Here is a 14,639-nt window from a genome sequence, read left to right on the forward strand (position 1 = left end):
TGCCCTTACTGATCAGTTGCGTCTAGGGTCGGAAGTGGACGGAGATCCGCGGAGGGAAGGGCTGGGCACCATGGCGCAGGAAGTGCGGGGCGTGATCGCACCGGGCAAGGACGAGGCCGTGCGCGTGGAGACGATCGTCGTGCCGGATCCGGGGCCGGGAGAAGCCGTCGTACGGGTCCAGGCCTGCGGGGTCTGTCATACCGACCTGCACTACAAGCAGGGCGGCATCAGCGACGACTTCCCCTTCCTGCTCGGCCATGAGGCGGCGGGTGTAGTGGAGTCCGTCGGCGACGGCGTCACGGACGTGGCGCCCGGTGACTTCGTGATCCTCAACTGGCGTGCGGTGTGCGGGAACTGCCGGGCCTGTCTGCGCGGCCGGCCCTGGTACTGCTTCGCCACCCACAACGCCGGCCAGAAGATGACCCTCGCCGCCACCGGCCAGGAACTCTCCCCGGCGCTCGGCATCGGCGCTTTCGCCGAGAAGACGCTGGTCGCGGCCGGACAGTGCACCAAGGTCGACCCGTCGGTGGCCCCGGCGGTCGCCGGCCTGCTGGGCTGTGGGGTGATGGCCGGCATCGGCGCGGCGATCAACACCGGGAACGTCGGCCGCGGCGACAGCGTGGCCGTGATCGGCTGCGGCGGCGTGGGTGACGCGGCCGTCGCGGGCTCGCACCTCGCCGGGGCCGCGAAGATCATCGCCGTGGACATCGACGACCGCAAGCTGGAGAAGGCCCGCTCCATGGGCGCCACCCACACGATCAACTCCCGCGAGACCGATCCGGTCGAGGCGATCCGCGAGCTGACCGGCGGGTTCGGGGCCGATGTCGTGATCGAGGCCGTCGGCCGCCCCGAGACCTACAAGCAGGCGTTCTACGCCCGAGACCTCGCCGGCACCGTCGTCCTGGTCGGCGTACCGACCCCCGAGATGAAGCTCGAACTGCCGCTGCTCGACGTCTTCGGCCGCGGCGGCGCCCTGAAGTCCTCCTGGTACGGCGACTGCCTGCCCTCCCGCGACTTCCCGATGCTGATCGACCTGCATCTGCAGGGCCGACTGGACCTGGCGGCGTTCGTCACCGAGACGATCGAACTCACCGATGTGGAGAAGGCCTTCGAGCGGATGCACCAGGGTGACGTCCTGCGCTCGGTGGTGGTGTTCTGATGACCGCCCGTATCGAACGCCTCATCACATCCGGGCAGTTCAGCCTCGACGGCGGCACCTGGGACGTCGACAACAACGTGTGGCTGATCGGGGACGACCACGAGGTGGTCGTCATCGACGCCGCCCATGACGCCGACGCCATCGCCGCGGCCGTCGGCGACCGGCGCCTGAAGGCGATCGTGTGCACCCACGCCCACAACGACCACATCGACGCCGCGCCCGCCCTGGCGGACCGCACCGGCGCCACGATCTGGCTGCACCCCGACGACATGCCGCTGTGGAAGCTGACCCACCCGGACCGCGACCCCGACGCGCATCTCCTGGACGGCCAGGTCATCGAGGCCGCGGGCGCCGACCTCACCGTCCTGCACACCCCGGGGCACGCGCCGGGCGCCGTGTGCCTGCACGACCCCGGCCTCGGCGTGATCTTCACCGGAGACACCCTCTTCCAGGGCGGCCCCGGCGCCACCGGCCGCTCGTACTCCCACTTCCCGACGATCATCGGCTCGATCCGCGACCGGCTCCTCACCCTCCCGCCCGAGACGAAGGTCCTCACCGGCCACGGCGACCCGACCACCATCGGCGACGAGGCACCGCACCTCCAGGAGTGGATCGACCGAGGCCACTGAGCCCCCGACCGGCCGGACCGCGACGCGCGACTGCCCCGGCCGGGTGACCCTGCGGCAACAGACGGCATCCTCCCGAAAAAGACGACAGAAGATGTCCGGCTTCCCCGGCACCCTCGATGACGACACCACACACGAGGGCACGGGAGGCCGGATATGTCACAGCCGCTCAAGGACAAGGTCGCACTGGTCGCCGGGGCGACCCGAGGTGCCGGACGTGGCATCGCGGTGGAGCTCGGGGCGGCCGGCGCCACGGTCTATGTGACGGGACGCAGCACCCGCGCCCGGCGCTCGGAGTACGACCGCCCCGAGACCATCGAGGACACCGCCGACCTGGTGACCGAGGCGGGCGGCCGGGGCATCGCCGTACCCACCGACCACCTCGACCCGGGGCAGGTCCGCACCCTCGTGGACCGGATCGCCGACGAACAGGGCCGCCTCGACGTCCTCGTCAACGACGTCTGGGGCGGCGAGAAGCTCTTCGCCTGGGACAGCCCCGTCTGGGAGCACGACCTCGACAAGGGCCTGAAGCTGCTGCGCCTCGCCGTCGAGACGCACGCCATCACCAGCCACCACGCCCTGCCCCTGCTGCTGCGGAACCCGGGCGGACTGGTCGTCGAGATGACCGACGGCACGGCGGACTACAACAGCGTCAACTACCGCAACTCCTTCTTCTACGACCTCGCCAAGGCGTCCGTGCTGCGCATGGCCTTCTCCCTCGGCCACGAGCTCGGACCGCGCGGCGCCACCGCCGTCGCGCTGACCCCGGGCTGGCTGCGCTCGGAGATGATGCTGGACGCCTTCGAGGTGCGCGAGGACAACTGGCGCGACGCCCTCGCACGCGTCCCGCACTTCGCCATCTCCGAGACCCCGCGCTACGTCGGCCGGGCCGTCGCCGCCCTCGCCGCCGACCCCGACCTGTCCCGCTGGAACGGCGAGTCCCTCTCCAGCGGGCAGCTCGCCCAGGTCTACGGTTTCACCGACCTCGACGGCAGCCGCCCCGACGCCTGGCGTTATCTCGTCGAGGTCCAGGACGCGGGCAAGCCGGCCGACACGACGGGCTACCGCTGAGGCGGCACCGGATCGACCGCGGGCAGCGGCCAGCGCGCGGAGTGACCCGGCGGGAGCCCGAGGTCCTCCCGCACGGCCGCGTAGTAGCCCTCACGCCCGGCGCGCTGCCGCTCCAGCAGCGCCTGCCATGCCTCACGGTCCTCCCGGTGCTCCCGCACGAACCGCTCCATCTCCAGCGCCGTCACGACCCAGGCGCGCGCCTTCTCCACCACGGCCGGGCTGCCCAGCATGATCAGTGCCTCACCCGCCGGGTCCCGGCGGGTGGTGGCATCGGCCAGCAGTGGCTGAGCCTGTTCGAGGGTGAGGGGGTCCGGGTGCGGATCGACACCGGCATCGGCCGCCACCCGGTACGTCACCGTCACCGTCTTCTTCACCGACTGCGCGTAGTCGGCGTACACCGCGAGCCGCCGCTCCTCCCAGCGCGCCGCCTGCTCCCGTCCGAACCGCATGCGGTCGCCGCGCACGACCACCACGTAGGAACCGAGGGCGCCGACCATGACGCCCATGAGCGCGGGGAGTTGCTGCAGGAACACCGACATGGAGGCACGCTATCTGCCCGGATGATCGTCCCGGCACTACGGTTCCCTCCATGACGGACACGACGCGCTTCGCAGATCACGCAGTCCTGATCACCGGCGCCGGCCGCGGCATCGGCGCCGCGGCCGCGCGCCGCTTCGCCGAGGAGGGAGCCCGCGTCCTGGTGACCGACCGGGACGGCCCCGAGGCCGAGCGAACGGCGGGGGAGCTGCGGGGGCGCGGGCTCGTGGCCGAGGCGATGGCCTGCGACGTCGGCGACCGGGCCTGTGTCGAGGCGGCCGTCGCCCACGCCGTCGCCGCCTTCGGCTCGCTGGACGTCCTCGTCAACAGCGCGGCCTCCTGCACACCCGACACCGAGCTCTTCGAGGACGGCCCGGACGACGCGTGGGCGCTCGACCTCGACGTCACCCTGACCGGCACCTACCGCTGCTGCCGCGCCGCCCTGCCGCACCTGGCCGCCACGGGCCGCGGCGCCATCGTGAACATCGGCTCCGTCAATGGCCTCCAGGACTTCGGCAACCACGCCTACAGCGCCGCCAAGGCCGGCCTCGGTTCCCTCACCCGCACCCTCGCCGGCCACGCCGCCGCCCGCGGTGTCCGCGTCAACCTCGTGAACCCGGGCACGGTGCGCACCTCGGCGTGGGAGGGCCGGGACGAGGAGCTCGACGCGATCCGTGGCCTGTACCCGCTGGGCCGGGTCGGTGAGCCAGAGGACATCGCCGCGGCGGTCGCCTTCCTGGCGTCCCGCGACGCGGCCTGGATCACCGGCACCACGCTCACCGTCGACGGCGGCCTGACCGCGGTGAACACCGGATTCCTGGCAGCGGTCAGGGGCGCGGACGACGCCTGAGCCGTCCGGCGCACCGGTCGAACCCCGCCCTTCCGCCCGGCGAAATTTCACTGTTCGGTCACAGCCGGGCCGGCGGCACAACCGATACCCCGATACACGGGTCTACCTGGCAGAAGTCCACAGGAACACGCTAGGGAAGGGCCCGGCCATGGGGGACATACGCAGACGGCGCGCCGTCGCACTCGGCATCACAGGCGGACTGGTCGCACCGCTCACGCTGACGCTCGCCGCCGCACCGGCGCAGGCGGCTCCGAGCTGTACGACGCAGGCCGGGCCCTATCAGAAGAAGGTCGAGAAGTTCCTCGGCCGGCCGGTCGACGGCAGGCAGTCCAGCGCCGACTGCAAGGCCATCCAGGCCTTCCAGACCAAGCACGGCATCAGCCCGAACGCCGGCTACGCGGGTCCCGTCACCTGGGGTGTGATGGACCTGATGAACAAGCAGAAGGCCGTCGGCAAGAACCCCAACAAGGACGGCAAGTGCCCCGTCAACAAGGGCCGCATCGCCTGTGTGAACCTCACGCTCCAGCTGAGCTGGGTCCAGGACGGCAGCAGGCTCGTGTACGGCCCGGTCCCGGTCCGCACCGGCCGTAACGGCTACGAGACCCGCACCGGTCTGAAGAAGATCTACTGGCGCAACATCGACCACGTGTCGAGCATCTACAACGTGCCCATGCCCTACGCCCAGTTCTTCGACGGCGGCCAGGCCTTCCACTCCGTCGGCGTCAGCATGTGGAACCCGCCGGGCTCGCACGGCTGCGTCAACATGACGAAGACCGACGCCAAGAAGTACTGGTCGCTGCTGAAGAACGGCGACGACGTCTACGTGTACGGCCGCAAGCCGGGCACCTGAGTCAGGACAGGCACCCGGCTCGCGGGTCGATCTCGGGGAAACGTCACGCCTCGGGCGCGTCCCCGAAGTCCGGGATCTCCAGCCTGGTTCCGCCCTGCCGCGCGGACTCGTGCGCGATGATCCCCGGCAGGGTGTAGCGGGCCGCCACCCACGCGTTCACGGACGGCAAAGTGCGGCTGTTGACCGCGGTCACGAAGTCGTCGACCAGGAAGTGGTGGCTGCCCTCGTGCCCGTTGTGCAGGTTGTCGAACGCCCTCGGCAGCCGGGCGCGGTCGTGCACCGGTGCCGAACCCGAGGTGAAGGCGGCTCGCAGCTCCGGCGCGATGTGCTTGAGCGAGGGGTCGTCCGGCGACAGGGTGGGCTTGGGCTCCAGCAGTTCGCTGATGTCCTTGACGCCCTTCTTGTCCTGCCAGAAGGCGACCGTGGCGAGCTGTTCCATGCTCGCCTCGGTGCCGAAGAACCGGAACCGTGACTCCCGTATGTGGGACGGGTATCCGACGCGCCGGAACTCGTTCGTCCGGAACGACCCGCCGCCCGCGACCTCGAAGAGCGCGGTCGCGTTCGACACGTCGTTGCCGAACTGGCTGACGGACTTGTCGAAGACCCCGTCGCCCCGGTCGTCCACGACCCCGATCGCCGACACGCTCACGGCGTGCGTCTGCCAGGCGCCCAGCACCCCGCCCACCGCGTGCGTCGGGTACAGCAGCGGGGGATAGGAGGCGGTCGCCTTCCAGTTCTCGCCGCCGCTGTACTGGTACGCCTCGTAGAACCCCAGGTCCATGTCGTGGACGTAGTCGCCCTCGGCGTAGAAGAGCCGCCCGAAGGCGCCCTCGGCGATCTGGTTGCGGGCGTGCACGGTGGCCGGGTTGTACTGGCTGGTCTCGCCCATCATGTAGGTCAGCCCGGTCGCCTTGACCGCCTCGATGATGGCCGCGATCTCCTCCGTGGTGATCGCCATGGGGACGGCGGAGTAGACGTGCTTGCCGGCGTTCAGGCCCTGGAGCACCAGTGGGCCGTGGGTCCAGCGCTGGGTGAAGATGGCGACCGCGTCGACGGCGTTCGACTCCAGCATCGCCTCGTACGAGGGGAAGGTGCCGGCCAGTCCCTGTGCGCCGGCGAGCTGTTCGGCCCGCTCGGGCAGCAGATCGGTGACGTAGACGTCGCTGACACCGGGGTGGGCCTGGAACAGCGTGGCGAACTGGCCGGAGAACTGGCCGGCGCCGACGATGCCGAGGGAGAACGTCATGGAGTGTGTGCCTTTCACTGGCCGAGGATGAGGTTGATCTGGTCGTTGGTCCTGGTCAGGCCGCGCACCGGGGCGTCGTTGGCGTAGACGTCCTGCATGGCGGGGCGCATCAGGGAGTACACGTCCGCCGCGTAGTCGGTGATCGGGAAGGAGAAGGTCGTGGCGTCCTTCTTGTCGGTGACCGGTTCGGTGAACGCGGACACGTCGATGCCCTTCTTCTCGTATGCCGCCACGGCCGCCCGGGTGCCGTCAGGGGTGGCCGGGAAGACGATGCCGTAGCCGCCCACGGTCTTCTGGCACTCGTTCGAGGCCAGGTACCGCACCCATTTCTTCGCGCCCTCCTTGTTGCGGGCGTTCTTGGTGACGGAGTCGGCGAGGCCGTTCATCATGGTGGCCCGCTTGCCGGTCGGGCCGACCGGTGTGGGCGCGGTGCCGACCTCCAGACCCTTGGTGCCGTAGTAGGTGGAGATCATCCAGGCACCGTCGAGGGAGGTCGCCGCCTTTCCGGAGGCGACCTGGGCGTTGGGCGGGTTGGCGCCGTCGGTGTAGTCGGTGAAGGGCGCCAGGTAGCCCTTCTTCGCCAGACCGAAGTACCAGTCGATCACCGACTGGAAGGTCTCGCTGTCGTACTGGTACTTGGTGCCCCAACGCGCCTTGTCCGTGTACTTCCAGCCGGCCGAGGAGACGAACGGGCTCCAGGTGGTCTGGCCGTCGGCGTCCCCCGCGCCGGCCGTCGCCAGCCCGTACACCTTCACGTTCTTCTTGTCGAAGCCCTTCTCGTCACCGCGCTTGCCATTCTTGTCGACGGTCAGATGCGCGATGGCCTTCTCGAAGGTGCCGCCGTCCTCGGGGTTCCAGGCGAGCGTGTTGAGCTGCTCGGCGGTGAGCCCGGCGTCCTTGACGAGTTTCCGGTTGTAGAAGAGGGCGACGGTGTCCCAGTCCTTGGGCGCGCCGTAGCGATGGCCGTCCTGGCCTCTCCAGTTGGCGCCGAGCCCGGCCTGATAGGCGGAGTCGTCCAGGCCCAGGTCGTCCAGCGGTTCGAGGACCTGCAGGTCGGCGAACTGGCCGAACTTCTGGACGTGGTCGGTGAAGACGTCCGGCTCGGTGCCCGCGATGAAGCTCGCGGTCAGCTTGGTCCAGTAGTCGGCCCAGCCCATCTGGGTGATCTTCACCTTCAGGCCCGGGTTCTGCTTCTCGAAGCCCTTCGCGCAGGCCTGGTAGGCGGGCAGCTGGTTGGCGTCCCACAGCCAGTACGTCACCGCGTTCCCGCCCGACCCGGCCGCGCCGCCCTGCGCACAGCCGGTGGCCAGGGACAGCGTCAGCGCCCCGGTGAGCGCCAGGAGCGTACGCATCCGAACTCGCATCCCTGTCCCCTTACTTGATGCCGGTGAAGCTGATGGAGCTGACGATGCGGCGTGCGAAGAAGCCGAACAGCACGAGCATCGGGAGCGCGGCGATGAGGGTGGCCGCCATGAGGCCGGACCAGTCGTAGCCGGACTGCGGTGTCTGTGCCCGGAAGATGGCCAGCGCCACGGTCAGCACCCGCGAACTGTCGCTGTAGGACACCATCAACGGCCAGAAGTAGTCGTTCCAGGCGGTGATGTACGTCAGCAGTCCCAGCGTGAGGATCGGTGTGGACGCCATCGGCAGCATCACCCGGAAGAAGATCCGGATCTTCCCGGCCCCGTCCAGCAGGGCGGCCTCCTCCACCTCGCGGGGCACGTTCATGAAGAACTGCCGAAGGAAGAACACCGCGAACGGCGTCATGAACATCGTCGGCAGCGCCACGCCCAACAGGCTGTCCACCAGGCCGAGTTGCTTGATCAGCACGAAGTTCGGCAGCAGGGTGAAGATCGTCGGCACCATCAGGCCGGCCAGGAACAGGCCGAACATCTTCTCCCGCCCGCGCCAGCGCAGCCGGGCGAAGGCGTACGCGGCCATGGCGGAGAAGAAGATCTGGCAGACGGTGATCAGTGTCGAGACGATCACCGAATTGACCAGATAGCGCCAGAACTTGAGCCCGCCGCCCGAACCGCCCTGCGCGATGGCCTCCTCGGTCGACTGGAGGCCGAGGGCCCGCTCGAAGCCTCCGGTCGTCGCGTCGACCGGCAGCACGTCGCCGGGATGGGCGGCGAGCGCCGTGTTCGAGGACAGCGCGGTGCGCAGGATCCAGTAGAACGGCAACAGCGTGATGAGCACGATGGCGGCCATCACCGCCCAGGCCACGATCCGCCCCGGGGAGGGCCCGCGCCGGACACGCCGTACGGTCGTCGTCTCTGCCACAGCAGCCATGTCGGTGTCTCCCTTCCCTCAGCCGAGGTCGCTCTGGCCGGCCCGGGTGAGCCGGTACTGCAGGACGGTGATGGCGCTCAGCACGACCAGCAGGGCGACCGACATCGCCGAGGCGTAGCCGAACTGGAAGCGGCCGAAGGCGGCGCCGTAGATGTAGTACTGAAGGACGTTGGTGGCGTTCGCCGGGCCGCCCGCGGTGGTCACCGCGACCGTGTCGAAGACCTGGAACGAACCGATCACCGTCATGATCAGCACGACCGCGAGGACCGGCCTGAGCAGCGGCATGGTGATCCGCCAGAACATCCGCCACTCGCTCGCGCCGTCCACCTTCGCGGCCTCGTACATGTCGTTCGGGATCGCCATGAGCCCCGCGAACAGCAGCAGGGCGGTGTAGCCGACGTGCCGCCACACGTTGATCAGGGCGATCGTCGGGATCGCCCAGGTCTCGTCCGCGAGGAACGGGACCCGGTCGAGGCCGATCCCGGCGATGATCTCGTTGCCGATGCCGAGCTGGGTGTCGAGGATCCAGAGCCAGACGATGCCGGCGACGACGTTGGACATCAGATACGGCGTGAGCACGATCCCGCGCAGCACCGCCGACTGCGTCAGCCGCTGGAGCAGCACGGCGATGGCTAGCGCCGACACCGTCTGCACGCCGATGTTGATGACCACGTACTCGACGGTCACCAGCAGCGAGTCCCAGAAGATCGGGTCGTTCACCATCCGGACGTAGTTGTCCAGGCCCACCCACTCCGGCGGCGTGAGCAGGTTGAAGCGGGTGAAGCTGAGGTAGATGCCCCGCAGCGTGGGCCAGAGCAGGAAGACGGCGAAGCCCAGCAGCGCAGGGGCGATGAACACGGCGGCCAGCCGTCCGTCGCCCCGGTTCTCGCGGGTCGCCGCCCGCCGTATTCGCTGCTTCGTCCCTGCCCCCATGGCGTCGCCCAGCGGCAGACGCGACGGTGGGCTGCTGGAGGCGATGGTCATCGGGAGACTCCCTCGTCTGCGGCTCATCCTCGGCCACTTACTTTTGTGGCGGAAGAATCGAGCCGTCAAGAGTCCTGCGAACATCTTCTTCAGGCCGCCCCGGCCGTCATAGACTGGCCTGGTTGATTTTGAGAAGAAAGAAATCATGGATGTGGGAGCCTGACGACCATGACCGCAGTAGCCGCCAGCTGGCTTCCTCTCAGCCCCGGTGAACGCTCGGTGGCGATCGAGGTGCTCCTCGCCGGCCCCCTGTCGCGCACCGAACTCGCCCGGCGACTCGATCTCTCCGCCGGCAGCCTCACCCGGCTGACCAAACCGCTGATCGAGTCGGGCCTGCTCATCGAGGTCCCCGAGGCGGGCGGGGTGATGGAGGTGCGTCAGGGGCGCCCCTCCCAGCCGCTGGACGTGGTGGCCGAATCACGCTCCTTCGTCGGCTACAAGATCACCGAGGACATGGTCTACGGCGTCGTGACCACCCTCCGCAGTGAGATCGTCGCCCGCTACGACCGCCCCCTGGCCTCCCAGGAACCGACCGAGGTAGTGGACCTGCTGGGCGAGATGACCGAGGAGCTCGCCGCGAGCCACCCCCGGCTCGCCGGCATCGGCATCGGTGTGGGCGGTCTGGTCGAGGACCGTGCCGTGGTCGGGGAGTCACCGTTCCTGCACTGGCGGGACGTGCCGCTCGCCGAGCTGGTGGAGGAGCGCACCGGGCTGCCGGTGGTGGTGGAGAACGACGTCGCCGCACTCGTCGAGGCCGAGACCTGGTTCGGCGCCGGCCGCGGCCTGGACCGGTTCGTCGTCCTCACCATCGGCGCCGGCATCGGCTACGGGCTGGTCCTCGGCGGCAAGCGGGTGCCCTACGCCGAGGAGGACCGCGGCTTCGGCAGGCACTGGATCATCAACCCCAACGGCCCGCTGACCCCCGACGGGGCGCGCGGCAGCGCCGTGTCCCTGCTGACCATCCCGAACATCCGCTACCAGGTGCGGGCCGCCACCGGCCATGACCGTACGTACGAGGAGATCCTGGAGCTCGCCGCGGCCGGGGAGCCGATGCCCGCCCGCGTGATCGAGGAGGCAGCAGCCGCGCTGGGCGTCCTGGTCGCGCAGATCGCCAACTTCGTGCTGCCGCAGAAGATCCTTCTCGCGGGGGAGGGGGTGGGGCTGATGGACGTAGCCGGCGGGACTGTGGCAGACGCCATGCGCGCCCACCGGCATCCGCTCGCCGCCCCGATCGACCTGGAGACCAAGGTGTCCGACTTTCACGACTGGGCGCGTGGTGCCGCCGTTCTCGCCATCCAGGTGCTGGTGTTGGGGGCCGCGGACGCCTGAACTGGGCATCTCCCGTTGGCACATGACGTGATCAGCAACACGGTCCGTTATGCCCGCATTGAGTGTGCTTACTCACAGCGCCTTCACGTCTCGCCCCGTATGCTTCACGGCATGTCCACCACTGTTGAAATCGCCTCCGATCGATCGGCTGACGAGGTCAACGAGGAGATCCGGGCGCTGTGGCGCCGGTCGGGCGGGACGCTCAGCGTCGAGCAGCGCGAGGAATACCAGCGCCTGGTCCTGGAGTGGGCGAAGGCGGCCCCGCAGACGGAGAAGGCGGCCTGAGCGCCCACCGCGGCAGAGGCCCGAGCACTCCCTCCTCGACCCGCCTCGCCACCCCCTGATCCTCCCGGGGCACCCCCTGATCCAAGGGGTGCCCTTCTCACACAGACCTCTCTCACCCCCGCCGCGGCCGGCCTCGTGCGCCGGCCGGGCCCCTCACCCCCAGGTCGCGGAGTAGTACCGCCGGTACTCCTTGCGGTCCTGTTCCGCGCGGATGAAGCGAGTCGCCGCCAGGGCGACCAGGCTGCCCGCGATGACCAGCAGCCCGGGGCCCGCGTTCTTCGGGTCCGCCAGCCGGGCCAGCAGCGTCGCGGCGCCCTCGCCGGTGATCGGGGCCGACGAGCCGGGGGAGGCGTCACCGGGCGCGATGGCGCTCTGCGTCGCCGACGGCGCCGGTGCGGTGCCCTGACCGTTCTGCACCGCGACGATCATCTTGACGTTCAGCGCTGCCATCGCCTTCGTCACCGGCTGGAAGAACGTCGTACCGCCCGAGGCGCAGTCACCGCTGCCGCCCGATGTCACCCCCAGGGCGACCCCCTCGGCGAACATGGGACCACCGCTGTCCCCGGGTTCGGCGCACACGTTCGTCTCGATGAGCCCGGTGACGGTCCCCTCCGGGTAGTTGACAGTGGCGTTGAGTGCCGTCACCTCACCGTCGCGCAGCCCGCTGGTGCTGCCGCTGCGGAACACCCGCTGGCCGACGGCCGGATCGGCGGCGCCGGTGATCCGCACACCCTTGCCGTCACCGATGGACACCACCTCGGCACCGGCGCCCGCCTTGCCGCTCGCGTACTGCACCAGCGAGAAGTCACCGCCGGGGAAGTTCTGCCGGACGGTCTGCCCGATCTGCTGGGTGCCCTTGTTGTCGGCGAACCACACGGAACCGTCGGGCCCGCAGTGCCCGGCCGTGAGGATGAAGTCGCGCCGCCCGTCGGTGACGTTGAAGCCGGCCGAACAGCGCCCGGCGGTCGACAGCAGCGGCAACGCGCCGTTGAGCCGGGTCGTGAACGTGCCCTCGGTCCGCTCCATCCGGACGAAGCCGCCCATGCCGTCCGCGAGCTGCGTCATCCGCGACCAGTCGGAGGCCGAGACGGTGCTGTCCCCCTTCACGACGACCTCGTTGGACCGGTAGTCCATCACCCACGCCGTACCGGCCACCCGGGGCGCCGAGCGCAGCGTCGACGTCGCCGACTTCAGCTCGTCCATGCTGTGGTCGACCATCTTCGGCTCGGCGCCGGACTTGCGGACCTCGGCGGCCGCCTGCTCGTCGGTGACGGCGACGACCGGCTTCCCGGCGGCATTGAGCCAACTGCCCGCCGTGCGGGACGTGCCCAGACGGGAGACCAGGTCACTGCCGGTGTCGCCGGGCGAAGCGGCGTAGGTGCCCGGGGCGACGGAGGTGCCGTCGGGCTCGCTCGCCACGGCGCGTGTGACCATCGTTCCGCCGAGGAGGAGTCCGCCGACGGCCGCCAGCCGTGTCACTCGCCGGACGAGACGTCGTCGTGCGTGCCTCATGCATGGCTCCCGAACCAAGTACAGCGCGGCATCAACGCCACGGGGCCCTCCCGGAGTTGAGCACCCTCTCTCCATACGGAGCGCGGCCCGCCCGCGTTCACGGCGCGGGTGATCTTTCTCGCGCCGGCGGACCGGCCGACCGCTTCCCGGGCAACCGGCGGACCGGCACCGGCCGCTTCCGGGCATCCGGCGCACCGGCACCTGCCGCTGCCCGCCGCGCCCGTTCCCGGCCGCCGCCCGGCCCGCCTATCTTGTGATCCATGACGAGGATCCCGCACGAAACGTCCGGTGAACCGAATCCCCTGCGCGCCCTCACCCTCGACCGCCTGCGATGTCGCACGAGCATGAAGTGGCGCGCCTACCCCGACGACGTCCTGCCGCTGTGGGTGGCCGAGATGGACGTCCTGCCCGCCGAAGCCGTCGTCCGCGCCATCACCGACGCCCTCGCCCTCGGCGAGACCGGCTACCCGGCCGGCACCGGCTACGCCGAGGCGCTCGCCGGTTTCGCGGAGAAGCGGTGGGGCTGGGACGGACTGGCCGTGGAGCGCACGGCGATCGTGCCGGATGTGATGCTCGGCGTGGTCGAGATGCTCAAACTGGTCACCGGACCCGGCGATCCGGTCGTGGTGAACTCGCCCGTCTACCCGCCGTTCTACCAGTTCGTCGACCACATGGACCGGCAGGTCGTCGAGGCCCCGCTGGGCTCCGATCTGCGCATCGACCTCGACGTACTGGAGGAAACCTTTCGCCGGGTGACCGAGGGCGGCCGTGCCGCGGCCTTCCTGCTGTGCAGCCCGCACAACCCGACCGGCACCGTGCACACCGCGGACGAACTGGCCGCCGTCGCCGCCCTCGCCGACCGCCACGGCGTACGGGTCGTCATCGACGAGATCCACGCACCGATCACCGCGCGCGGGGTCGACTTCGTGCCCTACCTGAGCGTCACCGGCGGCGCGAACGGGCTGTCGCTCATGTCGGCGTCGAAGGCCTGGAACCTGGCCGGCCTCAAGGCCGCCCTGGCCATCGCCGGGCCCGACTCCGCCGCCGACCTGGCCCGGCTGCCCGAAGAGGTCAGCCACGGGCCCAGCCACGTCGGCATCATCGCCCACAGCGCGGCCCTGCGCGACGGCACCGACTGGCTCGACAGCCTGCTGGCCGGCCTCGACGAGAACCGGCGCCTGCTCGCCGACCTGCTGGCCGAGCACCTCCCGGCCATCACCCACCGCCCCGCCGAGGCCACCTACCTCGCCTGGCTCGACTGCCGCGCCCTCGGCCTCGACGACGACCCGGCGGAGGTCTTCCTGCGCCGCGGCCGGGTCGCCCTCAACTCCGGTATCCCCTTCGGTACCGGCGGCGCCGGGCACGTGCGGCTCAACCTGGCCACCTCGCCCGAGCTGATCGAGGAGGGCGTACGGCGGATGGCGGCGGCGCTCGACTGAGCCGGCCGGGAAGGGGCCGGGGTTCCGTGTCCCACCCCGGCGCCTACACTTCCCGCCATGGACGACACGTCGCTGGAGCAGCTCGGCGCGGGCAAGTATCTGCTCGTCACCAGTTACCGCAAGAACGGCACCTCAGTCGCCACGCCGGTCTGGGTCGTCCGGGACGGGGACGCGCTGGGCGTGTGGACGGTCGCCGACTCCTGGAAGGTCAAGCGCATCCGGAACCGCGGCGACGTCCTCGTCGGCCCCTGTGACCTGCGCGGCAACCCCACGGGTGAGCAGGTCCCCGCGACCGCCGAGATCTGCGACGAGGCGACCAGCGCACGCTACCGCGGACTCATCGCCCGCAAGTACGGGATCACCGGCCGCCTCACGCTCTTCGGCAGCCGACTGCGCCGTGGTGCGAACGGCACCGTCGGCGTGCGGATCACGCTGACGCCCTGACCTCACGGGCCAGGG

General features: G+C 70.2%; 15 protein-coding genes. 9 read left to right on the forward strand and 6 right to left on the reverse strand.

Translation table 11 applies throughout. The features are described 5' to 3' along the window. Nucleotides 1–70: 70 nt before the first annotated feature. From ACFPQ9_RS40525 to ACFPQ9_RS40535, 3 genes are all read left to right on the forward strand, one after another. Entirely contained in the window at nucleotides 71–1,159 is a 1,089-nt protein-coding gene (locus tag ACFPQ9_RS40525) for an S-(hydroxymethyl)mycothiol dehydrogenase (protein WP_380864613.1), read from the forward strand. After that, a complete protein-coding gene (locus ACFPQ9_RS40530) occupies nucleotides 1,159–1,788 on the forward strand; it encodes an MBL fold metallo-hydrolase (RefSeq protein ID WP_380864615.1) in 630 nt (209 codons plus the stop codon). The genes ACFPQ9_RS40525 and ACFPQ9_RS40530 overlap by 1 nt, the downstream gene beginning before the upstream one ends. 153 nt (nucleotides 1,789–1,941) lie before the next feature. Next, complete coding sequence (locus ACFPQ9_RS40535) at nucleotides 1,942–2,856, forward strand: SDR family oxidoreductase (RefSeq protein ID WP_380864617.1); 915 nt, start codon at nucleotides 1,942–1,944, stop codon at nucleotides 2,854–2,856. Here ACFPQ9_RS40535 and ACFPQ9_RS40540 read toward each other — a convergent pair. Next, entirely contained in the window at nucleotides 2,847–3,395 is a 549-nt protein-coding gene (locus tag ACFPQ9_RS40540) for a DUF6887 family protein (RefSeq protein WP_380864618.1), read from the reverse strand. The genes ACFPQ9_RS40535 and ACFPQ9_RS40540 overlap by 10 nt on opposite strands. A gap of 50 nt (nucleotides 3,396–3,445) precedes the next feature. Between ACFPQ9_RS40540 and ACFPQ9_RS40545 the strand changes: the two genes are divergently transcribed. Beyond that, nucleotides 3,446–4,243, forward strand: a complete 798-nt coding sequence (locus ACFPQ9_RS40545) for an SDR family NAD(P)-dependent oxidoreductase (RefSeq protein WP_380864620.1) — start codon at nucleotides 3,446–3,448, stop codon at nucleotides 4,241–4,243. Between the two features lie 148 nt (nucleotides 4,244–4,391). Further along, the gene (locus ACFPQ9_RS40550; RefSeq protein ID WP_380864622.1) at nucleotides 4,392–5,093 is read left to right on the forward strand and encodes a L,D-transpeptidase family protein; all 702 of its coding nucleotides are present in this window, start codon (nucleotides 4,392–4,394) and stop codon (nucleotides 5,091–5,093) included. A 43-nt stretch (nucleotides 5,094–5,136) separates the two neighbouring features. On the opposite strand, the gene ACFPQ9_RS40555 is transcribed toward ACFPQ9_RS40550, so the two are convergent. The 4 genes from ACFPQ9_RS40555 to ACFPQ9_RS40570 are packed head-to-tail and all read right to left on the reverse strand — an operon-like array spanning nucleotide 5,137 to nucleotide 9,615. Beyond that, the gene (locus ACFPQ9_RS40555; protein WP_380864623.1) at nucleotides 5,137–6,339 is read right to left on the reverse strand and encodes a Gfo/Idh/MocA family protein; all 1,203 of its coding nucleotides are present in this window, start codon (nucleotides 6,337–6,339) and stop codon (nucleotides 5,137–5,139) included. A gap of 14 nt (nucleotides 6,340–6,353) precedes the next feature. Beyond that, entirely contained in the window at nucleotides 6,354–7,691 is a 1,338-nt protein-coding gene (locus ACFPQ9_RS40560) for an ABC transporter substrate-binding protein (protein WP_380864625.1), read from the reverse strand. 22 nt (nucleotides 7,692–7,713) lie between these two features. Beyond that, nucleotides 7,714–8,631 carry a carbohydrate ABC transporter permease gene (locus ACFPQ9_RS40565; protein ID WP_380864627.1) on the reverse strand — a complete coding sequence of 306 codons (918 nt, stop codon included), beginning with the start codon at nucleotides 8,629–8,631 and terminating at the stop codon, nucleotides 7,714–7,716. Between the two features lie 18 nt (nucleotides 8,632–8,649). Then, complete coding sequence (locus ACFPQ9_RS40570; protein ID WP_380864628.1) at nucleotides 8,650–9,615, reverse strand: carbohydrate ABC transporter permease; 966 nt, start codon at nucleotides 9,613–9,615, stop codon at nucleotides 8,650–8,652. Nucleotides 9,616–9,783: 168 nt separating this feature from the next. Between ACFPQ9_RS40570 and ACFPQ9_RS40575 the strand changes: the two genes are divergently transcribed. Together ACFPQ9_RS40575 and ACFPQ9_RS40580 are read left to right on the forward strand one after the other, a co-directional pair. Then, entirely contained in the window at nucleotides 9,784–10,944 is a 1,161-nt protein-coding gene (locus tag ACFPQ9_RS40575) for an ROK family protein (RefSeq protein ID WP_380864629.1), read from the forward strand. 99 nt (nucleotides 10,945–11,043) lie between these two features. Beyond that, on the forward strand, nucleotides 11,044–11,229 hold the full coding sequence (locus tag ACFPQ9_RS40580; protein ID WP_380864631.1) for a hypothetical protein: 186 nt from the start codon (nucleotides 11,044–11,046) through the stop codon (nucleotides 11,227–11,229). A gap of 153 nt (nucleotides 11,230–11,382) precedes the next feature. On the opposite strand, the gene ACFPQ9_RS40585 is transcribed toward ACFPQ9_RS40580, so the two are convergent. Then, nucleotides 11,383–12,741: a S1 family peptidase gene (locus ACFPQ9_RS40585; protein ID WP_380864632.1), complete on the reverse strand. Its 1,359-nt coding sequence runs from the start codon at nucleotides 12,739–12,741 to the stop codon at nucleotides 11,383–11,385. A 260-nt stretch (nucleotides 12,742–13,001) separates the two neighbouring features. Here ACFPQ9_RS40585 and ACFPQ9_RS40590 point away from each other — a divergent pair, with 260 nt between their 5' ends. Together ACFPQ9_RS40590 and ACFPQ9_RS40595 are read left to right on the forward strand one after the other, a co-directional pair. Then, nucleotides 13,002–14,180: a MalY/PatB family protein gene (locus tag ACFPQ9_RS40590; RefSeq protein ID WP_380864634.1), complete on the forward strand. Its 1,179-nt coding sequence runs from the start codon at nucleotides 13,002–13,004 to the stop codon at nucleotides 14,178–14,180. A gap of 57 nt (nucleotides 14,181–14,237) precedes the next feature. Further along, the gene (locus tag ACFPQ9_RS40595) at nucleotides 14,238–14,624 is read left to right on the forward strand and encodes a PPOX class F420-dependent oxidoreductase (protein ID WP_380864636.1); all 387 of its coding nucleotides are present in this window, start codon (nucleotides 14,238–14,240) and stop codon (nucleotides 14,622–14,624) included. Nucleotides 14,625–14,639: the final 15 nt, after the last annotated feature.

The sequence above is a fragment of the Streptomyces coerulescens genome (assembly GCF_042657965.1).
GTDB lineage: Bacteria > Actinomycetota > Actinomycetes > Streptomycetales > Streptomycetaceae > Streptomyces > Streptomyces coerulescens.